Origin of the sequence: Actinoplanes palleronii (genome assembly GCF_016862315.1) — a bacterium.
Classification (GTDB): Bacteria; Actinomycetota; Actinomycetes; order Mycobacteriales; family Micromonosporaceae; genus Actinoplanes; species Actinoplanes palleronii.
The window spans coordinates 26,969-50,223 of record NZ_BOMS01000133.1 but is presented as its reverse complement, the minus strand read 5'-3'; the positions used below and the strand labels follow the sequence as shown (position 1 = coordinate 50,223).

Below are 23,255 nucleotides of genomic sequence, written 5' to 3'. Positions count from 1 at the left end.
GTACGGGCGGGCGGTCTCGGTCACGACAGGCTCCCTAAACAGACGAGGTTGATCGGACGAAATTCGGTCGTACGCTCAGCGTCATGCAGGACGGCAGCGCGGACATCGCCGGATCCGTGGCAGGGATAGGACATTCTTCGGTGCCGCATGCCCGCCCGACGCGGATGGCGCGGCGCACCGCGCAGGGCGTGCCGGTGGCGGTCTTCCAGCGCGGGCCCGGTGTCCCGCCGGTGGCCGTCTCGCACCTGCCCGACGAGCCGCTGACCGCGGAGGTGCTGCCCGGGCGGCAGACGCACACCCACGACTTCCTGGTGCTCTACTACGCGCACCGGGCCACCGGCACGTTCCTCATCGATGACCGGATCTGGTCAGTCACCGACGGCGACCTGTTCGTGATCGCGCCCGGTCAGGTGCTGTCGTTCCCGGCCGGCCCGGCGAACGTCGTCGCGGACGGCTGGGTGGTGTTCTTCCCGGCCGACGCGCTCCGGACCGGCGCGTACGCGTCCTGGCGCGCCCATCCGCTGCTGTTCCCGTTCGCTCGGGGCGCCGACCGGGCGCAGCGGCTGCGCATCCCGCCCGCGGCCCGGGCCGCCTGGGTGGCGCGGCTCGTCGAGTTCGACGCCGAGCTGCGGGCCCGCCGGGACGGCTACCGGGAGGCCGCGCTCGCGCACCTGACGCTGCTGCTGGTCGCGGTCGCCCGGATGTCCACCGACGTGGCCGGTGAGCTGCGCTCGGCCGACGAGCCGCTGCTCGCCGCGGTCTTCGACGTGATCGAGCAACGCTTTTCCGAGCCGATCTCGCTGGCCGACGTCGCCGGTGCGCTCGCGCTCACCCCGGGGCATCTGACCACCGTGGTGCGCCGGAAGACCGGCCGGACCGTGCAGCAGTGGCTCAGCGAGCGCCGCATGCAGGAGGCAAGGCGCCTGCTGACCGAAACTGATCTAACCGTGGCGGCGGTCGGCCGGCGGGTCGGCTATCCGGACGCCAGTTACTTCATCAGGCGTTTCCGGGCCGATCACGAGGCGACTCCGGCTCAGTGGCGCCAGGCGGCCGACTGACCGGGCGCGAGTCGCGCTCCAGGCCGCCCACCGGGCGCGAGCCGCGCTCCAAGCCGCTCACCGGGCGCGCCTCACGCTCCGGGTCGCTGACCGGGCGCGAGTCGCCGGCCGGAGCGCCGGGCCGCCGAGTGAGCTGCCGCAGCTCACGCAGCTCACGCTCGGTGGTGGCCGGCTGCTGGACCAGCCGGCGCACCTCGCGCAGCTCGCGCCGGACCTCCCGCAGTTCGCGGGCGATCTCCCGGCGGCCACGACCGCGGCGACGGGACCGCAGGAAGCCGCGGATGCCCTCACGGAAGACCGAGACCGTGACGAACGTCGGGATCGCCGCGAAGACCAGGGCGGCGATCGCCGGGATCACCATCGTCCAGTCGTCGGTGGTCCAGGCGACCTCGGCGTCCGGTCCGCTGACGATCGCCGGGACCCGGAAGCCGGGTTTCTCCGCCAGATGGGGTTCGATACGGACGTTGTCGACGCGCAGCCCGCCACCGGTGAAGACACCGTGGCACTCCCAGCCGGAGTCCCTGGCCTTGTGCTCCTCGACCCAGCGGCAGCCGGCCAGCGGCGCCACCGTGCCGCGCTCACCGGCCAGGTACGCCTCGGCCCGGTCGAGAGCACTGCCGCCGATCAGGATCGCGACCGCCCCGCCGGCCATCAGCAGCCAGAACCCGGCGAAGAACAGGGTCCACCACGAGAACCATCGACTCACGTCGACACGATAGCGGGGCGGCGCACGGACGCTAGGCCTCGGTGAGCACCCCGTCGGTCTCGGAGTACTCGCTGCCGGTCTGCGGGCAGACCCAGACCCCGTCGCCCTTCGCCGCCAGCGGGTGACCGGCCTTGCCCACCCAGCCGATCCGCCGGGCCGGGACCCCCACGACCAGGGCGAAGTCCGGTACGTCCTTGGTCACCACGGCACCGGCCGCGACCAGCGCCCACCGGCCCACGGTCACCGGCGCGATGCAGACCGCCCGCGCGCCGATCGACGCGCCGTCACCGATGGTCACGCCGACCGCGGTCCAGTCGTCGCCGGACTTGAGCCGCCCGTCCGGGGTGACCGCGCGCGGGTACTCGTCGTTGGTGAGCACCGCGGCCGGGCCGACGAAGACACCGTCGCCGAGCCTGGCCGGCTCGTAGACCAGCGCGTGGTTCTGCAGCTTGACGTTGTCGCCGATGGTCACGCCGGGGCCGACGTACGCGCCGCGGCCGATGTTGCAGTTGCGGCCGAGCTGGGCGTCCTCGCGGATCTGGGCGAGGTGCCAGACCCGGGTGCCGGCGCCGACGGTGGCACGCGGGTCGAGGTCGGCGGTGGGCGCCACGGTCACGCCGTCGGGTGTTGCGTCGGTCATCGGTAGCCTTTCACCGGTCGCCACGGACGTGGCGATGAGAGATCCGGGCCAGGGTAGACACAAACCGCACCGGGCGATGTCAGCTAGACGACCTGGTCGCTCGAAGTGACCACTCGTCGGCCCGAACCTTGACCGTCAGGGGGACCGGAGCGTCCGAACGGATCGCGTTGCCCTTCGCCTCCGCCGGAAATCTGTCTGTGATCTAGCGGTCTTCCTAAGGGGATCGATAGCTTCCCAGGGGTTTGTGAAGCCGAGCTCGCTTCACACACTGCTGAACGCCCGCTCACCCGCACAGAAGAAACGGAAGTCTGTTGACTCCCTCGCCGAACGCGTCCGAGCCGATCGGGATCGCCGTCATCGGGGCCGGCTACTGGGGCCCCAACCTCGTCCGCAACTTCCAGGGCAGCCCGCAGTTCCGGCTGCGGTGGCTCTGCGACCTCGACGTCGAACGGGCCAAGAAGGTCCTCGGCGGTTACTCGACCGTGCAGGTCACGGCCGACCTGGAGCAGGTGCTCGCCGACCCGGAGGTCCAGGCCGTCGCGATCGCCACCCCGGCCGGCACCCACCTGAAGGTGGCGCTCGCCGCGCTGCGGGCCGGCAAGCACGTGCTCGTCGAGAAGCCCCTGGCGGCCACCTACGAGGAGGGCCGCCAGCTCGTCGAGGAGGCCGACGCCCGCGGCCTGACCCTGATGTGCGACCACACCTACTGCTACACCCCGGCCGTGCTGCGGGTCCGGGAGCTGCTGCACTCCGGGGAACTCGGCGAATTGCTGTTCCTCGATTCCGTACGCATCAATCTCGGTCTGGTGCAGCGCGACATCGACGTGCTCTGGGACCTCGCGCCGCACGATCTCTCGATCCTCGATTTTGTGCTGCCCGAAGGGGTCACGCCGGTGGCCGTTGCGGCGCACGGCGCGGACGGGATCGGCGCCGGGCGGGCCTGCGTGGCCTATCTCACTCTGCAGTTGAGCAACGGCGCGATCGCGCACATCCACGTGAACTGGCTGTCCCCGGTCAAGATCCGCACGGCCATCTTCGGTGGGTCGAAACGGACACTGGTCTGGGACGACCTGAACCCCAGCCAGCGGCTGGCCGTCTACGACCGCGGTGTCGACGTCTCGTCACCGGAGGAGCTCGGCGACGAGCAGCGCCGGGACGCGATGATCTCCTACCGGTCCGGTGACATGGTCGCGCCGGCGCTGGCCGAGCGTGAGGCCCTGCGCACCATGGTCGACGAATATGCTCGGGCGATCACCACCAAGACGCCCGCCCTCACCGACGGCCGCTCCGGCCTGCGCGTGCTGGAACTGCTGCAGACCGCCTCGCGGAGCCTGGCCGAGGGCGGCACGATGATCAAGCTCAACGAAGGGCACATGGCGTGACGGCTGTATCGATCGAGGGCACTCGCGCCCTGGTCACCGGCGGTGCCGGCACCATCGGCTCGCACGTGGTCGACGAACTCATCCGCGGCGGCGCCGCCGAGATCGTCATCCTGGACAACTTCGTCCGTGGCCGCCGGGAGAACCTGGCCTGGGCGCTGGAGAACGGCCCGGTCACGCTGGTCGAGGGCGACATCCGCGACCGCGACCTGGTGCGCGAGGTGACGGCCGGCAAGGACCTGGTGTTCCACCTGGCCGCGATCCGCATCACGCAGTGCGCCGAGGAGCCCCGGCTGGCCAACGAGGTGCTTGTCGACGGCACGTTCAACGTGATCGAGGCGGCCGCCGAGGCGGGCGTCAAGAAGCTGATCGCGTCGTCGTCGGCGTCGGTCTACGGCCTGGCCGAGGAATTCCCGACCACCGAGCGTCACCACTCGTACAACAACGACACGTTCTACGGCGCGGCCAAGGCGTTCAACGAGGCCACCCTGCGCAGCTTCAAGGCGATGAAGGACCTGGACTACGTCGCCCTGCGGTACTTCAACGTGTACGGCCCGCGGATGGACATCTTCGGCCTCTACACCGAGGTGCTGATCCGCTGGATGGAGCGCATCGAGTCGGGCACTCCCCCGCTGATCCTCGGCGACGGCCTGCAGACCATGGACTTCGTGCACGTGGCGGACATCGCCCGCGCCAACATCCTGGCCGCCACCGCCGACGTGACCGACGACGTCTTCAACATCGCCAGCGGCGAGGAGACCAGCCTCAAGGAGCTGGCCGCGGCGCTCAGCGCGGCGATGAAGTCGGACCTGGTCCCGGAGCACGGCCCGGCCCGCGGCGTCAACGGCGTGACCCGTCGTCTCGCCGAGACCGGCTACGCGGCCGAGAAGATCGGCTTCCGCGCCGAGATCGGCCTGCACGAGGGCCTCGAGGGCCTCGTCGACTGGTGGCGGTCGTCCAAGTGATCCCGGTGATGATCCCCATGCTCGGGGAGGAAGAGGCCCAGGCGGCCGCGGACGCGGTCCGCTCCGGCTGGGTCGCACAGGGCCCGCGGGTCGCCCAGTTCGAGAAGGAGTTCGCGGCCGCGGTCGGCGCCGGTCACGGTGTCGCGGTCAGCTCCTGCACGACCGGGCTGCACCTGGCCCTGGTGGTCAACGACATCAAGCCCGGCGACGAGGTGATCGTGCCGTCGCTGTCGTTCATCGCCACCGCCAACGCGGTCCGCTACGTCGGCGCCACCCCGATCTTCGCCGACGTCGACCTGGCCACCGGCAACCTCACGGTGGAGACCGTCGACGCGGTCCGCACCGAGCGGACCCGGGCGGTCATCGCGGTGCACCAGGGCGGCGTTCCGTTCGACACCGTGGCGCTGCGTAAGGCCGCGGAGGGCTGGGGCCTCGCGCTGGTCGAGGACGCCGCGTGTGCGGCGGGTTCCACGGCGTACGGGCAGCCGGCCGGCACCGGGGCGGCGATCGCGGCGTGGTCGTTCCACCCGCGCAAGCTGATCACCACCGGCGAGGGTGGCATGGTGACCGTGGACGACCCCGAGCTGGCGGTCCGGCTGCGCCGGCTGCGCGAGCACGGGATGAACGTCTCGGCCGCCGACCGGCACGCCAGCAAGCAGCCGGTGCTCGAGGCGTACCTGGAGACCGCCTACAACTACCGGATGACCGACATCCAGGCCGCCGTCGGGCTGGTGCAGCTCACCCGGCTGGCCGGTCTGGTCGAGCAGCGCCGGGCGTTCGCCGCGCGGTACCAGGAGCTGCTCGCGGACATCGACGGCCTGGTGCCGGTCCGCGACCCGGCCTACGGGCAGAGCAACTTCCAGTCGTTCTGGGTGCTGCTCGACGGTTTCCGGGTGAGCCGCGACGAGGTGCTCACCGAGCTGGCCGCCAAGGGCGTGTCGGCGCGGCGCGGCATCATGGCCGCGCACCTGGAGCCGGCGTACGCGGACGTGACCCCGGTCGCGCTGCCGGTCACCGAGCGGATCACCCAGGAGTCGCTGATCCTGCCGCTGCACCACAAGTTGACCGAGGACGATCAGGACCACATCGTCGGCGTCCTGCGGGAGCTGGCCGGCCGGTGAAGGAACTCGTCATCGTCGGAGCGGGCGGTTTCGCCCGGGAGACGGCCTCCGCGGCCGTCGCGGCGGGGTGGCAGGTGCGGGGGTTCGTCGACGACGACCCCGCCCTGCACGGCACCGTACGGTCCGGGTGGCCGATCCTGGGCCCGGTCGACAGCGTGCTCGAGATGACCACCCCGGTCGTGGTGTGCGTGGGCAATCCCACCAACTACACCACCCGGCGGCGGATCGTCGAACGGCTCGGCCTGCCCGAGCAGCGGTACGCCACGGTCGTCCACCCGAGTGCCGTGGTCGGTGCCCGCTGCGTGGTCGGCCGGGGCAGCGTGCTGCTGGCCGGCACGGTGCTGACCGCCGACGTCACGGTCGGGGCGCACGTCGCGGTCATGCCGCAGGTGGTGCTCACCCACGACGACCTGATCGGCGACTACGCCACGATCACCTCCGGCGTACGCGTCGGCGGCAGTGTGGTGCTGGAGACCGGCGCCTACGTGGGCGCCGGGGCATTGATCCGCGAGGGCGTGACCGTCGGCGCCTGGTCACAGATCGGCATGGGCTCCGTCGTGCTGCGCGACGTGCCGCCCGACGAGGTCTGGGTGGGCAGCCCGGCCCGTTTCCTGCGCAGCGCCAAGCTTGAGGAGTTGACGTCATGACCCGGATCCCGCTCGTCGACCTGGCCGCCGCCCACGCGGAGGTGGCCGAGGAGGTCGAGGCCGGTTTCAAGCGCATCATCGCGGAGACCGCCTTCATCGGCGGGCCCGAGGTGGCCGCGTTCGAGAAGGAGTACGCCGAGTTCTCCGGTGTCGAGCACTGCGTCGGGGTCGCGAACGGCACCGACGCGCTCGAGCTGGCGTTCCGCGCCGTCGGCGTGGGGCCGGGCACCGAGGTGATCCTGCCGGCCAACACGTTCATCGCGACGGCCGAGGCGGTGGCCCGGACCGGCGCCAAGGTCGTACTGGTGGATTGTGACCCTCGCACCTACCTGATCGACGTCGACGCCGCGCTCGCGGCAGTCACGCCGGCCACCAAGGCGATCGCGCCGGTCCACCTGTACGGCCAGCTCGCCCCGGTCGAGCAGCTGCGCGCCGGTCTGGCCGGCCGCGACGACATCGTGATCGTCGAGGACGCCGCCCAGTCGCAGGGCGCCACCCGGCACGGCGTCGGCTCCGGTGTCCACGGCATCGCCGCCACCAGCTTCTACCCGGGCAAGAACCTCGGCGCGTACGGCGACGCCGGCGCCGTCACCACCGCCTCGGCGGACTGGGCGACCACGGTGCGGACCCTGGGCAGCCACGGCGGCCTGCGCAAGTACCACCACGACCTGGTCGGGGTGAACAGCCGGCTGGACGGGCTGCAGGCGGTCGTGCTGCGGGCCAAGCTGGCCCGGCTGGCCGGCTGGAACGACCGTCGGCGGGCCGCCGCGGCCCGGTACGCCGAGCTGCTCGCCGGCTTCGACGACGTGGTGCTGCCGGCCACCCTCGACGGCAACGAGCACGTGTGGCACATCTTCTGCGTCCGGGTGCCCCGGCGCGACGAGGTGCTCGCGTCGTTGAACGCGGCCGGCGTCGGCGCGGCGATCCACTACCCGATCCCGGTCCACAAGACCGGCGCGTTCGCGTCGCTCGGCGGCTCCTTCCCGAATGCTGAGAAGGTGGCGCCGGAGATCCTGTCGCTTCCGATCTATCCGCAGATCACTGCGGACCAGCAGGAAGCGGTCGTGCAAGCGCTTTCCGTCGCGCTGCGCTGATCATGAATCGAATATGACAAATTAATTTGGGAACGATTGCCGACGCTGTCGGTCGGAATGTCCACCGGACATTTCCGACTGCACAGCGTCGCTGCATGTTTGCCCTGCGCAATGGGGTGATGGCCGACTGGCCGAAATGATGAAATCGCCTCCGTCGGTCGGTGATCCACAGCCTTTTCCAGCCGATGGACAGGACGAGCCCGTTTCGTTACCGTCGCCGTCAAAGTCGAAGATGATCTCGCTGCCCTGTACCCCGGGCACATCACTCTTGGCGGAGAGGCTGCTGCACCAGATGGAAACGCCACCAGGCCGCGATCGACGAGCATTCCCGGCCCTGCCCAGGATCACCTTCCGCAATCGCACGATCCGGACCGGGCAGGTCCTCGCCTCCGTCGCCACCTTGCTCGCCGCGGTCCTCGTCGGATCGCTGTACCACTCGTCCGCCGCGGTGGCCAGCTGCCAGCCCAACTCGATCGTCTGCGAGAACGGCCTGCCGGGCAGCCCGGCCAGCGAGTGGGACATCTACAAGTCCGGTGACTCGACGGTGCAGGGCTTCGCCACCGACATGAGCGTGAACGTCGGCGAGACGATCAACTTCAAGATCCGCGCCGAGCACGCGTACACGATCGACATCTACCGGCTCGGTTACTACGACAACGCCGGCGCCCGGAAGATCCAGTCACTGGACGGCACGTTCCCGGCGCAGAACCAGGACGTCAACTGCATCAGCAACGAGACCACGCTGATCTACGACTGCGGCACCTGGGGCGTCTCGGCCAACTGGGCGGTCCCGTCGAGCGCGGTCTCCGGCGTCTACTTCGCCCTGCTCAAGCGGACCGACACCGGCGGCGCCAGCCACGTCACGTTCGTGGTGCGCAACGACGCCAGCCACTCCGACGTCATCTTCAAGACCTCGGACGCCACCTGGCAGGCCTACAACCTGTACGGCGACGCGAACTTCTACAACGACGGCCCGAACGGCCGCGCGCGCAAGCTGAGCTACAACCGCCCGTTCGCGACCCGGTCGCACGAGAGCGGCCGTGACTTCCTGTTCAGCAACGAGTACCCGATGATCCGCTTCCTGGAGAAGAACGGGTACGACCTGACCTACACCACCGACGTGGACTCCGACCGTCGTGGCAGCCTGCTGAAGAACCACAAGACGTTCCTCTCCGTCGGCCACGACGAGTACTGGTCCGGCCCGCAGCGCGCCAACGTCGAGGCGGCCCGGGACGCCGGCACCAACCTCGCGTTCTTCAGCGGCAACGAGGTCTACTGGCGGACCCGCTGGGAGCCCAGCCAGGACGGCAGCAACACCGACTACCGCACCCTGGTCTGTTACAAGGAGACCTGGGACGACTCGCAGACCGACCCGACCGGTCAGTGGACCGGCACGTACCGGGACCCGCGATTCACTCCGCCGGCCACCGGTGGCGCCCAGCCGGAGAACGCGCTGACCGGCACGATCTTCATGGCGAACCACGACGACCTGGCCCTGGCCGTCCCGGCCGCGCAGGGCAAGAACCGGTTCTGGAACAACACCCAGGCCGCGACCCAGGGCGACGGCGACACCCTGACCCTGGCCCCGCACACCGTCGGGTACGAGTCCGACGAGGACCTCGACAACGGCTTCCGCCCGGCCGGCCTCATCCGGTTGTCCACCACTATCGGCGAGACCCCGCAGTACCTGCAGGATTTCGGCTACCAGGTTGCGGCGGGCACCACCGAGCACCACATGACGCTGTACCGGGCGTCCAGCGGCGCGCTGGTCTTCGGCGCCGGCACCATCCAGTACGCCTGGGCGCTGGACACCGAGCACGACAGTGAATGGGCCATCGAGCCGGTCGACAAGCGCCTGCAGCAGGCCACCGTCAACCTGCTGGCCGACATGGACGCGCAGCCGGCCACCCTGATGAGCGGGCTGTCCGCGGCCGCCAAGTCGACCGACTCGGTCGGCCCGACCACCACCATCACCACGCCGGACGCCGACACGTCGGTGGACAACGGCGCCGTGATCACCGTGAAGGGCACCGCGGCCGACAACGGCGGCGGCGTGGTCGGCGGCGTCGAGGTCTCCCTCGACAACGGCGGCACCTGGCACCCGGCGACCGGCACCACGAGCTGGTCGTACAAGGGGGTCGTGGTCGGCAGCGGCACGGCGACCGTCAAGGTGCGTGCCACCGACGACACCGCCAACATCGGCGCGGTCGCCGACCGGACCATCGCGCTGACCGGCTCCACCACGCTGTTCGGCAACGTCACGCCGGAACACCCGTCCAGCGGCGACAACGACCCGGTCGAGGTCGGCGTGAAGGTCATCCCGAAGGCCGACGGCCGGATCCGGGGTGTCCGCTTCTACAAGGGCGCCGGCAACACCGGCACGCACAAGGGCAGCCTGTGGACCGCGGGCGGCACGCAGATCGCCACCGGCACGTTCGAGGACGAGACCGCGTCCGGCTGGCAGACGCTGCTCTTCGACGACCCGGTGCCGGTGGACGCCGACACCACGTACGTGGCGTCCTACAGCGCGCCGAACGGCAACTACGCCGGCGAGTCCTGGGCGTTCATCTACCGCGGGCACACCGCGCTGCCGCTCGTCGCGCCGGGCAGCCACGAGGCGGAGGGCAACGGCGTCTTCGGCACCGTCGGTCACTTCCCGACGAGGACCTACAACGCCACCAACTACTACGTCGACGTGCTCTTCGACGAGGGCGCGGCCAACCCGGCCACGGTCACCGAGATCTCGCCGCAGGCCGACGCCGAGTACGTGGCGACCTCCTCGCTGATCACGGCCACCTTCAGCAAGACGGTCGACCCGGACAAGGTGAAGTTCACCGTCAAGAACGGCGCCACCACGATCGCCGGCGCGGTCAGCTACGACGCGGCCGCCAAGAAGGCGACGTTCACGCCGACGGCCACGCTGCCGGCCGGTCAGGAGATCACCGTCTCGGTGACCGCGACCGACACCACCGGCATCAAGATGACCTCGGCACGCGCCTGGAAGTTCACCACCAGCCCCGGTTCGGGCACGGTGAGCACCCTGTTCGCCAACGGCGACGCTCCGGCCACGGTGGCCACCGACGACGCACAGCCGGTCAGCCTCGGGGTGAAGTTCTCCGCGTCGGCCAACGGCTCGGTGGTCGGTGTCCGGTTCTACAAGGGACCGGGCAACACCGGCACGCACACCGGCAGCCTGTACCTGGCCACCGGTGGCGCGCCGATCGCCACGGCCACGTTCGCCGACGAGACCGCGACCGGCTGGCAGTACGTGTACTTCGCCACCCCGGTGCCGGTCACGGCCGGGACCACGTACGTCGCCTCGTACTACGCGCCGTTCGGCGACTACGCGGTCACCAGCCAGTACTTCAGCAGCGATCATGTGAACGCGCCGCTGACCGGGCCGGCCGGGGACAACGGGGTCTACGCGTACGGCTCGGACACGTTCCCGAGCGGCTCGTGGAAGAGCACCAACTACTGGGTGGACCCGCTCTTCGTGGCCGCCGGCGGTGGCACCACGCCCACCGACCCGACCCCGAGCCCGTCCACGTCGACGCCGCCGACCGGTGACGTCACCACCCTGCTCGGCGACACCGCGACCCCGGTGAACGCCGCCTGGGACGACCCGAACAAGGTCGAGCTCGGCATGACGTTCACCTCGGACGTGGCCGGCCAGGTCAAGGGTGTGCGCTTCTACAAGGGCAGCGGCAACACCGGCGCGCACACCGGCAGCCTCTGGCCGGCCGGTGGCGGCGCGGCGCTGGCCAGTGGGACGTTCGGCACCGAGAGCGCGTCCGGCTGGCAGACCCTGGTCTTCGACCAGCCGGTGTCGATCAACGCCAACACCCCGTACGTGGTCTCCTACCTGGCGCCGAACGGGCACTACGCGGTGACTCCGAACGGGCTGGCGACGGCGCTGACCAACGCACCGCTCAGGTCGGTGGCCAACGGGGGCCGGTACCAGTACGGCGGGGGCTTCCCGGGCAACGCGACGGCCGGGAACTACTGGGTGGACGTGCTGTTCACCGCCGGGACCGCGAGCACCACGCCCGCCGCCCCGTCCACCACACCCACCACCAGCGCCCCGGCGACGACGACCGCGCCCACCACGGCACCGACGACCACGGCACCGTCGCCGTCAGCGAGCGCTTCGCCGAGCGCGAGCACGAGCGCCACCGCCAGCCCGTCGGCGAGCGCGAGCTCAAACCCCGACAAAACGGTCCTCGGGGACACGTCGATCCCGGCCAACACCAGCTGGGACGACCCGAACGCCATCGAACTGGGGATGAAGTTCGTCTCCACCGTCGACGGCAAGGTCACCGGCGTGCGGTTCTTCAAGGGGGCCGGCAACACCGGTGAGCACACCGGCAGCCTCTGGGCGGCCACCGGCGGCACCACGCCGCTGGCCACCGGCACGTTCGCCGACGAGACGGCCTCCGGCTGGCAGATGCTGCGGTTCACCCACCCGGTGTCGATCACGGCGGGCACGCAGTACGTGGTCTCGTACTACGCCCCCAAGGGCAACTACGCGGTGACCGCGAACGGCCTGTCCGCCGAGATCACCAACCCGCCGCTGAAGTCGGTCGCCGGTGGCGGCCTCTACCAGTACGGCGGCGGCTTCCCGGCCAGTGCCGCGAACGGCAACTACTGGGTGGACGTCTTGTTCACCCCGGGCGGCTAAAAGGTAAGGCGGAACGGACCACGTGCCCCCGGCCACGCATCGGTAGCGTGTCCGGGGGCACGCGCGAAAGGCAGGAACACCACACATGTACGTCTCGCTGCGGGATCGACCCGGCTCTGACAAGGAACCGGAGTCCGGCAGCACCGTCCGGCGGGTCTCCTCGACCGTCATCCTGCTCGGCGTGGTCAGCATGCTCACCGACATCTCGTCGGAGAGCGTCTCCTCGATCCTGCCGCTCTACCTGACCGCCGTGGTCGGGCTCAGCCCGGTCGCCTACGGCTTCCTGGACGGCATGTACCAGGGCGTCAGCGCGCTGGTCCGGCTGGCCGGCGGGTACGCGGCCGACCGGCACGGCCAGCCCAAGTGGGTCGCGGTGCTCGGTTACGGCGCCTCCGCGCTCAGCCGGATCGCGCTGCTGCCCGCGGCCGGGTTCGCCGCGATCACCGCGGTGGTCACCGGCGACCGGCTCGGCAAGGGCCTGCGCACCGCGCCGCGGGACGCGCTGATCGCCGAGTCCACCGACCCGAAGATGCTCGGCCGGGCGTTCGGCGTGCACCGCACGCTGGACACCATCGGCGCCGCGATCGGGCCGCTCGTCGCGTTCGCCCTGCTGGCCGCGGTCCCCGGCGACTACGATTCGATCTTCGTGGTGTCGTTCGCGTTCGCCGTCGTCGGTGTCGCCGTACTCGTGCTGTTCGTACCGAATCTGCGGACCGCCGCGGCGAAGGCGCGTGTCGGGTTCCGCGTGGTGTTGCGTGAGGTCGGCGGCCGCAAGCTGCGCAAACCGCTGATCGCCGCGGCGGTGCTCGGTCTGCTGACCGTCGGCGACGGTTTCCTCTACCTGGCTCTGCAGGAGCGCGACGACTTCGCCGCCACCTACTTCCCGCTGCTCTACGTCGGCACCAACGTCGCCTACCTCGCCCTGGCCGTGCCGCTGGGCCGGCTCGCCGACCGGGTCGGCCGGGCCAAGGTCCTCGTGGCCGGGCACGGCGCGCTGCTGCTGAGCTACCTGCTCGCCGCGCTGCCGGCCGGCGGGCTCGGCCTGACCTTGACCACCCTGATGCTGCTCGGCGTCTTCTACGCGGCCACCGACGGCGTGCTGCCCGCCCTGATCAGCCGCCTGGTGTCCGAGGAGACCCGGGGCAGCGGGATCGCCGCCGCGCAGACCGTGGTGGCGCTGGCCCGGTTCGCGTCGTCGCTGCTGTTCGGCGTCTACTGGAGCCTGCAGGGCCCCAGCCAGTCGCTGCTGGTCTTCGGCGCGCTGCTGGCCCTCGCGGTGCCGGCCGCGGGCTGGCTGCTGCGCGGCATCGACCGGGCCCAGGTGGCCTGATGAACGTCAAGCAGCGCGGCATCGCGCTCGGTGTGATCCTGGTGCTCAGTGCGACCGGCGCCGCCGGGTACGTCTGGAAGTCCCACCAGGACCAGGCCCGCACGGTCGCCGAGGCGCCCGCCGTCGCGGCCGGCGGCGACCTGTCCGCGCTGCGCGCCCAGCCGCACCTGGTGTTCCGCAGCACCGCGCTCGGTGACGGCTACGGCCAGATCGCGGTGGTCCCGCTGACCGCGGCGGGTGGCCCGCGGGCGTTCACCGGCGTGGCCTGCGAGCGGGTCTACGCCACCGGCGCCGACACCATCTGCCTGGCGGCGAACCGGGGGCTGGTCACCACGTACAAGTCCCAGCTGCTCGACACGTCCTGGAAGCCGGTCCGCGACCTGCCGCTGACCGGGCTGCCCAGCCGCGCCCGGCTCTCCCGCGACGGCTCGCTGATCGCCACCACCACGTTCGTCTTCGGCGACTCCTACGCCAACCCCGGCCAGTTCTCCACCCGCACCATCGTGACCCGTACCGACGGCAAGGTGGTCGGCGACATCGAGAAGTTCACGCTCCGCGCCGACGGCAAGGTGATCACCGCCTCGGACAAGAACCTGTGGGGCGTCACGTTCGCCGACGACGACGGGTTCTATGCCACCGCGTCCTCCGGCGGCAAGACCTGGCTGGTCAAGGGCAGCCTCAAGGCCCGGACGGTCACCTCGGTGCACGGCGACGTCGAATGCCCGTCCCTCTCCCCCGACGGCACCCGGATCGCCTTCAAGAAACACGGCGACCTCCCGGCCGGCAAGTGGCGCCTGTCCGTTTACGATCTCCGCACCGGCACGGTCACCGAACTCGCCGAAACCCGCAGCATCGACGACCAGGCCGAGTGGCTCGACGACAAGACGGTCGTCTACGGCTTGCCCCGCGAGGGTGCCGGCTCCGCCTCCAGCGACGTCTGGCAGGTCCCGGCCGACGGCTCCGGCCAACCCCAGCTGCTGGTCCAGGACGCCTGGTCCCCCGCGGTAGTCCGAGGCTGACCGCTTCTCATCAGACCGCGCGCTGCTCCCGGTTCACCCCGAAACCCATGTGGTACGACTACGGAGCGCCCGTCCGCAGGCTACGAGCCGAGTCCCGCCCGTGAGGCCGACGCGACACCGCTCCCACTCCCGGCCGCAGCGCGCCTCCCGGCCGCCGGCTGGCTCTCAGGGGTGTCTCACCCTCGGTGAGACACCCCTGGGGACCAGCCAAGAACCAGGAGCAGACCGCTGTCCGGTGCGGGCAGCAGGCTGGCCGCCAGGGGTGTCTCAGCAGCGCTGAGACACCCCTGGGGACCAGCCAAGACCCGGGGGCGCGCTGCGGTCCGGGGTGGGCGCGGTCTGGCGCGAGACCGGCCCGGGGCGTGGCTTGTAGCCTGCGGTGGGGCGCTCGGTATTCGTACCGCATAAGGGTTGACCGGAAGTGGACGCCTGCCTGGACCTAGACGCCCTTGCGTTCCCAGCGGCGGCGGTTGATGTCGTTGCGGACTCGCCAGCGGACCGCGTTGGCGAAGAAGAGCGGGACGTAGGGCGAGGCCTTGGCGCCGATGCGCTGGCGGCGGAGCAGGCCGCGCCAGTGCGGGAGTTCCTTGGCGCGGGGGTAGGTCTCCAGGGCGAACGCGATGTACTCGTCGATCGGCTCGTCGCCGGTCAGGCCGCGGTCGAAGGCGTGGCAGGAGGCGTCCAGGGCCTCGATCGCCAGGGAGCGGCGGGCGGTCTCGTGCAGTTCGGCGCCGCGGGGCAGCTTACCGCCCGGGCCTTCGAAGAGGACGTCGAAGGCGACGCGGCGTTCGCGCAGGTCGAGCAGGCGGCCGGAGCCGGCGTTGACGCTCAGGCTGGCGCTGTGTTCGCGGTGCAGGGCCTGGTCCGGTCCGTTGATCCGGCCGACGTCGGCGACCGCGGCGGCCCGCATCCAGGCCTCCATGTCGCAGGCGTAGCGCATCCGGGTGTCCCACGGGCCCATCTCGGCATAGACGCTGGCCCGCACGATGGCTTCCGGGGTGGTGATGCAGTTGACGCCGAGCCGGCAGCGTTCGGCGATCCAGTCCTCGCCGGACCAGATCGACCACGACTCCACGTCCGTGCGGGGTTCCGGCGGCGTCTCGGTCTCGAAGTGCAGCGGGTGGCCGTAGACCAGGCCGACCTCGGGGAACCTGTCGAACAGGGCCACCGCGCGCTGGAACGAGCCGGTGGTGATCAGGTCGTCGGCGTCGAGCCGGACCACGAACTCGCCGGTCGCCACGGCCAGGCCGTCGTTGAACGCGACGCACGGGCCGTGGTTGGTCGGGTTGCGGACCAGCTTGACCCGGGGGTCGGCGGCGGCCATCTTCGCGGCCACCTCGGCGGTGTCGTCGGTCGAGAAGTCGTCGACCACGATCACCTCGGTCTCGACACCCTGCTGGGCGAGCACGCTGCCGACGCTCTGCGGCAGGAAGTGGCCGTAGTTGTAGGTCGGGATGACCACCGAGATCAGCGCGCCGCGGGCGGGCGTGGGCTCGGGCGTGGAGACCCGGGCGCGTTCGGTCAGCCGGCTCACAGCAGTTCCTCTTCTTTCTTCAATTCGCTCAGCGCGATCACCTGCGTGTCGGCCTCGGACAGGGGCTGGCGGCCGTAGAGCGCCTTCAGCTCCTTGACCAGACGCAGCAGCCAGCGGCCGAGCACCAGCAGGTACACCGCGAGCAGCGCGAGCAGCCCGACGACCAGCTTGGCCAGGGCGCTGTCCACCGTCTCGGCGGCGAAGTGTGCGGCCACCCCGGACGCGATCGCCGCGAGCAGCGGCAGCACGACCGGACGGACCAGCGGCTCCAGCGGCAGCCCGGCCGACCGGACCAGCACCACCAGATAGATCGGGGTGACCACCAGCAGCGACACCGCGACCTGGGCCACGCCGGCGCCGATGCCGTCGCCCCACATCACACCGAGGATCATCACCGGGGTGAGCACGGCCAGCCACACCAGTTGCAGGTGGAACAGCCGGTTCGTCTTCTCCAGCGCGACCAGCACGTCGGAGAAGAGCGAGATGATCACGCGGATCGAGCCGAAGATCGCCAGTACGCCCAGGATGGTCGCGGCCGGTGCCCACCGGTCCCCGTAGACCAGCGTGACCAGCGGGTGCGCGAGCACCACGCAGGCCGTGGTGACCGGGAACGACGCCGCGCACAGTGCCGACAGCGCGGCCGACACGTGCCGGGTGATCTCGGTGATGCCGCCCTTGACCCGGGCCAGCGCCGGGAGCGTGACGCTGTAGAGGATCACCGTGAACACGTTCGGCGGCCAGCTCGACACCGTGAACGCCAGGTTGTAATAGCCCAGCTGGGTGGCCCCGGCGAGCCGGCCGATCACCATGAAGTCGACGTTGGCCAGGGTGAAGCCGGCGATGTTCGCGCCGGCCAGCGGCATGCCGAAGCGCAGCAGGCGCTTGGCCTCCCGCTTGTCGAACCCGGGCCGGTAGTTCTTGGTCGAGACGATGAAGATCAGCACCGCCGAGGCGACCTGACCGGCGACCCGGGACCAGGCCAGCGCCATCACGCCGCCACCGTTGATCGCCAGGATCAGCAGCAGGCCGTTGGCGACCACGAAGCTGCTCACGTCGGTGATCATCTTGCGGCCCTGCTGGAAGTCCCGGGCCATCAGCGCGGCCGGCACCGCGGTCGGGCCGGCCAGCAGCAGCGGGATGGCCAGCACCCGCACCGCGTCGGCCGCCGCCGGAGCGCCCAGCGCACTGGAGATCCAGGGCGCGCTGAGGAACATCAGAACCGCCAGCGCACTGCTGCTGACGATCGCGATGGTGGCCACCGTGGGCCCGATCCGATCCGCGTTGTCGATCTCCCGGACCAGCGCGGTGCTGACCCCGAACTCGCTGAAGCTGATCACGATCTGGTAGACGGTGAGCGCCACCACGAACACACCGAACTCGTCCGGCGCGACCAGCCGGGCGATGACGATGCTGATCGCGAGCTGGCCGAGGCGCAGCAGCGCGGTGTTGGCCGCGCTCCAGAACGCCGCCTTCGCCAGCATCTTGCCGAGGCCACCGGTGGTGGAGCCGGTGGCGGTCTCGGCGCTCACAGGCCGTACCGGCGCCACCGGCGCCAGCGCACCTTGCCCTGCAGGTCGTCGAGGACCGCGGCCACGTGGTGCAGCGGCGCGCGACCCCGGCCGTTCTTGTGCCGGTCGATGCGCTTGGCGGTGGCCCGCCACAGCGCGGTGTCCTTGACCGAGCTGTCCGTCTCGGCGGCGAAGTCCATGAACTCCTTGGCCTGGGCGAACATCTTCTCGTCACCCCGGTCGTACGCCCGGCACGCCAGCACCAACGCGTCCTTGGCCAGCACCCGCCGCACGGCCGGCTCCAGCCGGTCCGGGTCGGGCAGGTGATCGCGGTGGTCGGCGAAGAGCACGTCGAACGCCTGACGACGCCCGGCCATGTCGGTGTAGACGCCGGCGTACTGCTCGATGTGCATGTTGTTGCCGTGCACCCGGTAGTACGCCTGGTCGGTGCCGTTGACCCGGCCGACCGACCCGCGGGTGGCCGCGGCCATCCACAGGTAGAAGTCGGCGGTGGCCGGCAGCCGGGCCTCGTACCCGCCGAGCTCGCGGTAGACCGAGGTGCGCATGACGACCTCGGGGCACATCACCACGTTGTGGCCGCGGCGGGTCAGCTCGGCCAGCCACTCCTCGCCGGACCACACCGACCAGGACCGTACGTCGGTCTTCGGCGGCGGCGGCTGCTCGTTGAAGTCCGGGCAGAAGCCGTAGACGAAACCGACCTCCGGGTGCGCCTCGAGCAGGGCACAGGCCCGGCCCAGCGCGCCCGGCGCCAGCAGGTCGTCGGCGGAGAGCAGCACCACGTAGTCACCGGTCGCGGCGTCCAGACCGGTGTTGTACGTCGCGATGTGCCGCTTGTTGACCTCGTTCGCGATCACCCGGATCCGGCTGTCGTCGGCGGCGAGCTTGTAGGCCACCTCGACGCTGCCGTCCGGTGACTTGTCGTCGACGATGATGATCTCGAGATCGACCTGGTCACCCTGGGACTGCACGCTCGCGACGCACTGCGGCAGGAAGTGACCGTAGTTGTAACAGGGGATCACCACCGAGACCGTGGGCCGGGTGGTCAACGGACGAGGGGCGGTACGCACGCTCATGGAGGATCAGGACAGCTTCTCGTCGACCAGCGCGGCGAGGGTGCCGAGGGTCTCGAAGGCGTCGGCGGTCACGTCGTCGTCGTCGATGGTGATGCTGAACTTCTCCTCGAGCGCGGCGACCAGCTCGAGCACGGCCATCGAGTCCAGCTCGGGCAGGCTGCCCAGCAGCTCGGTGCCGGCGCCGATGCTCGCGGCGCGATCCTCGATGCCCAGCACGGAGACCAGCACGGCCTTGGTGTCCTCGATCGTCGTACCGGTCAGTTCCATGCTCTTGCCTCCGGAGGCGGTGGGGGTCACAGGAGCACCTCGGCGGGCGCCGGGTGGCTGAGGAATGCGGTGGGGCTGGCGGTCAGGCCGTACGCGCCGGCCTGGTAGATCACGATGAGGTCGCCGACCGACGCCTCGGGCAGCGTCACGTTGTCGCCGAGCAGGTCCAGCGGGGTGCACAGCGAGCCGACCACGGTGACCGGCTCGACCGGCTCGGCGGCGACCCGGTTGGCCACCGCGATCGGGTAGTTGCGCCGGATCACCTGGCCGAAGTTGCCGGACGCGGCGAGCTGGTGGTGCATGCCGCCGTCGACGACCAGGTAGGTCTTGCCGCGCGACACCTTGCGGTCGACGACCCGGGTCACGTAGACGCCGGCCTCGCCGACCAGGTAACGACCGAGTTCGATCACTACCTGCGCGTCCGGCAGCCGGGGCGCGATCTCGTCGCTGATCAGCGTGTCCAGGTTCGCGCCGATCGCGGCCAGGTCCAGCGGCACGTCACGGTCGGTGTAGGGGATACCGAAACCCCCGCCGAGGTTCAGATAGCGGACCGCTTCCGGCGCGTCTTCGGCAAGACGCAAGAGCAGTTCCACGGTACGACGTTGAGCCTCGCAGATGATGTCCGCGCGCAGGTTCTGCGACCCGGCGAACACGTGGAAGCCCAGCACCTCGAGGTCGGTGCCGGCCAGATCCTTCAACAGTTCCGGCACCAGCTCCGCGTCGACACCGAACTGCTGGGGGCCACCGCCCATCCGCATGCCGGAGCCCTTGACCGCGAAGTCCGGGTTCACGCGTACGGCAACGCGGGGGCGGATGCCCAGCGACTCACCGGCGCGCGCCAGCCGGGCGGCCTCGTTCGCCGACTCCAGCTCGACGGTGACGCCGGCGGCGACCGCCTGGCGCAGCTCGGCGTCGGTCTTGCCGGGCCCGGCGAAGCTCACCTTGCTCGCCGGCATCGGGGTGTCCAGCGCGACCCGCATCTCCAGCGCCGAGGCCACGTCGAGCGCGTCGACCAGGCCGCTGAGCTGCTGCACCACGGCGGGCATCGGGTTGGCCTTGATGGCGTACTTGAGCTGCAGCGCGGCCGGCAGGGTGGCACGCAGCAGAGCGACCCGCTCGGTGATCAGCGCCCGGTCGTAGGCGAAGAACGGCGTGCTGCCGATCCGCTCGGCGAGCCGGCCGACCGGTACGCCACCGACGGCGAGCTCGCCGTCGATCTGCGCGAAGGCGGCGGCGGAGGGGTGCTGGGTCACGCGTTCAGCTCCTGACGTAGCAGGTTGCGGTCGAACTTGCCGTTCGGCGACCGGGGCAGTTCCGGGCGCACGATGACGTCCTTCGGCAGCATGTAGAGCGGGAGCTCCTTCTTCAGCAGCGCCTTGACCGCGGCCGGGTCCAGCTCGTCGGCGCCGGCCGGGCTGACGATCAGCACGATCCGCTGGCCGAGCTGCGGGTCGGGCACGCCCAGGGCGACCGCGTCGCGGATCAGGCCGGTGCCGTACGCGACCTCTTCCACCTCGGTCGGGCTGACCCGGTACCCGGACGTCTTGATCATCTCGTCGGCGCGGCCGACGAAGTAGAGGAAGCCCTCCTCGTCGCGCTTGACCGAGTCGCCGGAGAAGACCGCCAGCTCGGTGAGCAGCGCGCCACCGGCAACACCGGGCAGCGGCTTGAAGCGCTCCGCGGTGCGCGCCGGGTCGTTCCAGTAGCCCATCGCGACCAGGGCGCCGCGGTGCACCAGCTCGCCCTCCTCGCCCGGGTCGCACTCGGTGCCGTCCGGGCGCAGCACCAGGATCTCGGCGTTCGGGATCGCCTTGCCGATCGAGTCGGGGCGGCGGTCCACCTCGGCCGGGTCGAGGTAGGTGGAGCGGAACGCCTCGGTGAGGCCGTACATCAAAAACGGCTGCGCGGCCGGGAAGATCGCCCGCAGGCTGTCCAGGGTGGTCTTCGGCATCCGGCCGCCGGTGTTGGCGAAGAACCGCAGCTGCCCGCCGGACTCCGCCGTCCAGCTCTGCTCGACCAGCTGGATCCACAGCGGCGGCACACAGGTCAGGCCGGTCACCTGGTGTTTGGCGCAGAGCCGCACCACGTCCCGGGGCAGCAGGTAGTTGGTCAGCACCACGTGCGCGCCGACCGCGAACGTCGTGGTGAGCTGGCTGAACCCGGCGTCGAAGCTGAGCGGCAGCACCGAGAGGATCACGTCGTCCGCGGTCATCCGCAGGTACGAGCTGACGCTCTCCGCGCCGACCAGCACGTTGCGGTGCGAGAGCACCACGCCCTTGGGCTTGCCGGTGCTGCCGGAGGTGTAGAGGATTGCCGCCATGTCGACGTCGATCGCCGGGCTGGCCGGCAGCTCGCCGGTGGCCAGGTCCTCCCAGGCGGTCACGGTGTACGCGCCGCTCGCCGGCGCCTCGGCCGCGGTCCCGCCGACCAGCACCACCGAGCGCAGCGACGGGATCCGGTCGAGTTCCTCGCGCAGCGTCTCGAGGCGGTCGGCGCTGGTGACCAGGACCCGTACGTCGCAGTCGGCCAGGATGTAGCCGACCTGCTTGGCCCGCAGGATCGGGTTGACCGGCACGAACACGCCACCGGCCGCCGAGGTGCCGAAGATCGCGGTGACCGTCTCGATCCGCTTGTCCAGGTAGACCGCGACGCGCTCGCCGCGGGCCAGGCCGAGCCCGTGCAGGCCCGCGCCGGCGGCGCGCACGTCGTCCCACAACTGTGCGTAGGTCCGGGTGTCGTCGCGGAAGGTCAGCGCCGGGGCGTCGCCTGAGCGGCCGGCCGCGTCGGCCAGCAGGCCGTGCAGTTGCATGCGCATTTCGGGCATACCTTTTCTGGTGAGGGTGGAAACAGCGCGGCCGGTGTCACCAGCTCAGGCAGGTCAGCTCGCTGTAGAGATAGTCGATGTCGTGATCCTGGAGGTCGGCGCTGCGGAACATCTTGCGGCGCGGGGCGGCCAGCATCCGGGACAGCGGTGGTCGGTGCCCGATCACGCGCGGCTCGGCCAGCATCGCCGGGATCCCGTGCCGGAGCAGCAGGTGGCTTTGGAAGCGGCGCAGCATCGCGCGGAACAGCTCCGGGTCGCTGACGTGCAGGATCGACGCGAAGAACGGCAGGCCCTTGCGCCGGTCGGTGCGGAAGACCACGTAGCAGTACTTCCCGCCGCGGGTGAGCACCACGTGCCGCGCCGCGGCGGTGCCCGCGTGGTCCCGGTAGATCTGCAGGTCCGCGCCGGTCAGGGTGTTCTCCAGCACGGCCGGATCGGCGCTCACCCGCGCGCCCAGCGGCAGCGCCGGCCAGGGCAGGTTCGGTGTGACCGAGGTGGCGGTGTCCAGGAACGTGAAGCCGAGCCGGGTGTTCATCGGCACCACGGTGCCGCTCGGCGAGAGGTCGGTGAACTCGTACCCCGGCTGGCCGAGCAGCGCCTTGAGCAGCTTGAGGCTGTGGAACCGCTGCTCCGGCAGCACGCACCAGGCGCCGAGGTTGCAGAACTTGCGCACCTGGCCGCCGATGGTGCGCTCGGAGTAGAACGCGAGGTACGCGCCGACCACCCGGCCGTCGTCGTCGCGCAGCAGGAAGCCGTGGTTCGGCGCGGAGACCTTCCACGGCACCTGGACGGCACGTTCCCAGGCCTGCGCCGGGACGCGGGAGTTGAGGTGCTCGTGCAGGAAGCGGGCGACTGCGGGGATCTCGGCCGCGGTGATCGGGGCCAACTTCGCGGCCATCAGGCTTCCCGACGAATGAAGCCGATGTGGACGGTCAACGAGAACTCCCCTGATTTTTCCCTGGTTACCGGACCGGAAACCGACGTCTGCACGCGCGCCGCTGCGGGTGATGTCCCCGGCCCGGGCTGACCTTAGCGCCCCGCCGGCGCGGGCTGCCGCCACCGGACCGAATATTGCCACAGGCTCCGACCCACGCCGGTCCGGACCGCCACCCGCTCGGGCCGTCCGGTGCGCCGGTCCCGTGCGAACAGACGCTTGACAATGACCGCACCGACTTCCCCCGCTCCGCCGGTTCCCGCCAGGCGACGATATCCCGCGTCGCGGAACGGCCGGCATCCAAGTGGCGGATAGGCGTCAGACGCGGATTGAACCGGTGTGACAGCCGACACGACGATCGCCGTGAATCGCCGAGTACCTCGCGAGATGTCGCTTTCCGCTCTTTCGGCCGAGGGCCCACAGGCTCTTGACGTACGTATATTGTGCGATGCGGTCG

The 23,255-nt window shown here is 70.7% G+C and carries 18 protein-coding genes; 9 read left to right on the top strand and 9 right to left on the bottom strand.

The window, feature by feature from the left end:
* The first annotated feature begins 188 nt into the window (after positions 1-188).
* The gene (locus Apa02nite_RS39370; RefSeq protein ID WP_373873087.1) at positions 189-1,058 is read left to right on the top strand and encodes a helix-turn-helix transcriptional regulator; all 870 of its coding nucleotides are present in this window, start codon (positions 189-191) and stop codon (positions 1,056-1,058) included.
* Here Apa02nite_RS39370 and Apa02nite_RS39365 read toward each other — a convergent pair.
* Positions 997-1,764: a hypothetical protein gene (locus Apa02nite_RS39365; RefSeq protein ID WP_203829590.1), complete on the bottom strand. Its 768-nt coding sequence runs from the start codon at positions 1,762-1,764 to the stop codon at positions 997-999. The two genes, Apa02nite_RS39370 and Apa02nite_RS39365, sit on opposite strands and share 62 nt — an antisense overlap.
* A gap of 31 nt (positions 1,765-1,795) precedes the next feature.
* Complete coding sequence (locus Apa02nite_RS39360; RefSeq protein ID WP_203829589.1) at positions 1,796-2,404, bottom strand: acyltransferase; 609 nt, start codon at positions 2,402-2,404, stop codon at positions 1,796-1,798.
* 311 nt (positions 2,405-2,715) lie between these two features.
* Here Apa02nite_RS39360 and Apa02nite_RS39355 point away from each other — a divergent pair, with 311 nt between their 5' ends.
* The 8 genes from Apa02nite_RS39355 to Apa02nite_RS39320 all read left to right on the top strand — a co-directional run bounded on the left by Apa02nite_RS39355 (position 2,716) and on the right by Apa02nite_RS39320 (position 14,637).
* Positions 2,716-3,786, top strand: coding sequence for a Gfo/Idh/MocA family protein (locus Apa02nite_RS39355; protein ID WP_203829588.1), 1,071 nt, complete (start codon positions 2,716-2,718; stop codon positions 3,784-3,786).
* Positions 3,783-4,748: an NAD-dependent epimerase/dehydratase family protein gene (locus Apa02nite_RS39350; protein ID WP_067686516.1), complete on the top strand. Its 966-nt coding sequence runs from the start codon at positions 3,783-3,785 to the stop codon at positions 4,746-4,748. The genes Apa02nite_RS39355 and Apa02nite_RS39350 overlap by 4 nt, the downstream gene beginning before the upstream one ends.
* 8 nt (positions 4,749-4,756) lie before the next feature.
* Positions 4,757-5,869 carry a DegT/DnrJ/EryC1/StrS family aminotransferase gene (locus Apa02nite_RS39345; protein WP_203829587.1) on the top strand — a complete coding sequence of 371 codons (1,113 nt, stop codon included), beginning with the start codon at positions 4,757-4,759 and terminating at the stop codon, positions 5,867-5,869.
* Entirely contained in the window at positions 5,866-6,516 is a 651-nt protein-coding gene (locus Apa02nite_RS39340; RefSeq protein ID WP_203829586.1) for an acetyltransferase, read from the top strand. The genes Apa02nite_RS39345 and Apa02nite_RS39340 overlap by 4 nt, the downstream gene beginning before the upstream one ends.
* Entirely contained in the window at positions 6,513-7,610 is a 1,098-nt protein-coding gene (locus Apa02nite_RS39335) for a DegT/DnrJ/EryC1/StrS family aminotransferase (RefSeq protein ID WP_203829585.1), read from the top strand. Before Apa02nite_RS39340 ends, Apa02nite_RS39335 begins: the two co-directional genes overlap by 4 nt.
* A 292-nt stretch (positions 7,611-7,902) precedes the next feature.
* Positions 7,903-12,288 (top strand): DUF4082 domain-containing protein, encoded by a 4,386-nt coding sequence (locus Apa02nite_RS39330; protein ID WP_203829584.1) that lies wholly within the window; start codon positions 7,903-7,905, stop codon positions 12,286-12,288.
* An 85-nt stretch (positions 12,289-12,373) separates the two neighbouring features.
* Complete coding sequence (locus Apa02nite_RS39325; protein ID WP_203829583.1) at positions 12,374-13,618, top strand: MFS transporter; 1,245 nt, start codon at positions 12,374-12,376, stop codon at positions 13,616-13,618.
* Positions 13,618-14,637 carry a TolB family protein gene (locus Apa02nite_RS39320; protein WP_203829582.1) on the top strand — a complete coding sequence of 340 codons (1,020 nt, stop codon included), beginning with the start codon at positions 13,618-13,620 and terminating at the stop codon, positions 14,635-14,637. Before Apa02nite_RS39325 ends, Apa02nite_RS39320 begins: the two co-directional genes overlap by 1 nt.
* Positions 14,638-15,076: 439 nt before the next feature.
* On the opposite strand, the gene Apa02nite_RS39315 is transcribed toward Apa02nite_RS39320, so the two are convergent.
* The 7 genes from Apa02nite_RS39315 to Apa02nite_RS39285 are packed head-to-tail and all read right to left on the bottom strand — an operon-like array spanning position 15,077 to position 22,762.
* The gene (locus tag Apa02nite_RS39315) at positions 15,077-16,171 is read right to left on the bottom strand and encodes a glycosyltransferase family 2 protein (RefSeq protein WP_203829581.1); all 1,095 of its coding nucleotides are present in this window, start codon (positions 16,169-16,171) and stop codon (positions 15,077-15,079) included.
* Complete coding sequence (locus tag Apa02nite_RS39310; RefSeq protein WP_203829580.1) at positions 16,168-17,700, bottom strand: lipopolysaccharide biosynthesis protein; 1,533 nt, start codon at positions 17,698-17,700, stop codon at positions 16,168-16,170. Before Apa02nite_RS39310 ends, Apa02nite_RS39315 begins: the two co-directional genes overlap by 4 nt.
* Complete coding sequence (locus Apa02nite_RS39305) at positions 17,697-18,773, bottom strand: glycosyltransferase family 2 protein (protein WP_067686499.1); 1,077 nt, start codon at positions 18,771-18,773, stop codon at positions 17,697-17,699. Before Apa02nite_RS39305 ends, Apa02nite_RS39310 begins: the two co-directional genes overlap by 4 nt.
* A 6-nt stretch (positions 18,774-18,779) precedes the next feature.
* Entirely contained in the window at positions 18,780-19,070 is a 291-nt protein-coding gene (locus tag Apa02nite_RS39300; protein ID WP_203829579.1) for an acyl carrier protein, read from the bottom strand.
* Positions 19,067-20,293: a pyridoxal-dependent decarboxylase, exosortase A system-associated gene (locus Apa02nite_RS39295; RefSeq protein ID WP_239164856.1), complete on the bottom strand. Its 1,227-nt coding sequence runs from the start codon at positions 20,291-20,293 to the stop codon at positions 19,067-19,069. Before Apa02nite_RS39295 ends, Apa02nite_RS39300 begins: the two co-directional genes overlap by 4 nt.
* Positions 20,290-21,855 carry an acyl-CoA ligase (AMP-forming), exosortase A system-associated gene (locus tag Apa02nite_RS39290; protein ID WP_239164855.1) on the bottom strand — a complete coding sequence of 522 codons (1,566 nt, stop codon included), beginning with the start codon at positions 21,853-21,855 and terminating at the stop codon, positions 20,290-20,292. The genes Apa02nite_RS39295 and Apa02nite_RS39290 overlap by 4 nt, the downstream gene beginning before the upstream one ends.
* A gap of 46 nt (positions 21,856-21,901) precedes the next feature.
* A complete protein-coding gene (locus tag Apa02nite_RS39285) occupies positions 21,902-22,762 on the bottom strand; it encodes a hypothetical protein (protein ID WP_203829577.1) in 861 nt (286 codons plus the stop codon).
* Between the last annotated feature and the right edge of the window lie 493 nt (positions 22,763-23,255).

What these genes read in the sequence shown, in the direction of transcription:
- Apa02nite_RS39320 (WP_203829582.1), top strand. Translation starts at nt 13,618, where the DNA reads ATGAACGTCAAGCAGCGCGGCATCGCGCTCGGTGTGATCCTGGTGCTC.
- Apa02nite_RS39325 (WP_203829583.1), top strand. Translation starts at nt 12,374, where the DNA reads ATGTACGTCTCGCTGCGGGATCGACCCGGCTCTGACAAGGAACCGGAG.
- Apa02nite_RS39305 (WP_067686499.1), bottom strand. Translation starts at nt 18,773, where the DNA reads ATGAGCGTGCGTACCGCCCCTCGTCCGTTGACCACCCGGCCCACGGTC.
- Apa02nite_RS39345 (WP_203829587.1), top strand. Translation starts at nt 4,757, where the DNA reads ATGATCCCCATGCTCGGGGAGGAAGAGGCCCAGGCGGCCGCGGACGCG.
- Apa02nite_RS39360 (WP_203829589.1), bottom strand. Translation starts at nt 2,404, where the DNA reads ATGACCGACGCAACACCCGACGGCGTGACCGTGGCGCCCACCGCCGAC.
- Apa02nite_RS39290 (WP_239164855.1), bottom strand. Translation starts at nt 21,855, where the DNA reads ATGCGCATGCAACTGCACGGCCTGCTGGCCGACGCGGCCGGCCGCTCA.
- Apa02nite_RS39330 (WP_203829584.1), top strand. Translation starts at nt 7,903, where the DNA reads ATGGAAACGCCACCAGGCCGCGATCGACGAGCATTCCCGGCCCTGCCC.
- Apa02nite_RS39335 (WP_203829585.1), top strand. Translation starts at nt 6,513, where the DNA reads ATGACCCGGATCCCGCTCGTCGACCTGGCCGCCGCCCACGCGGAGGTG.
- Apa02nite_RS39285 (WP_203829577.1), bottom strand. Translation starts at nt 22,762, where the DNA reads ATGGCCGCGAAGTTGGCCCCGATCACCGCGGCCGAGATCCCCGCAGTC.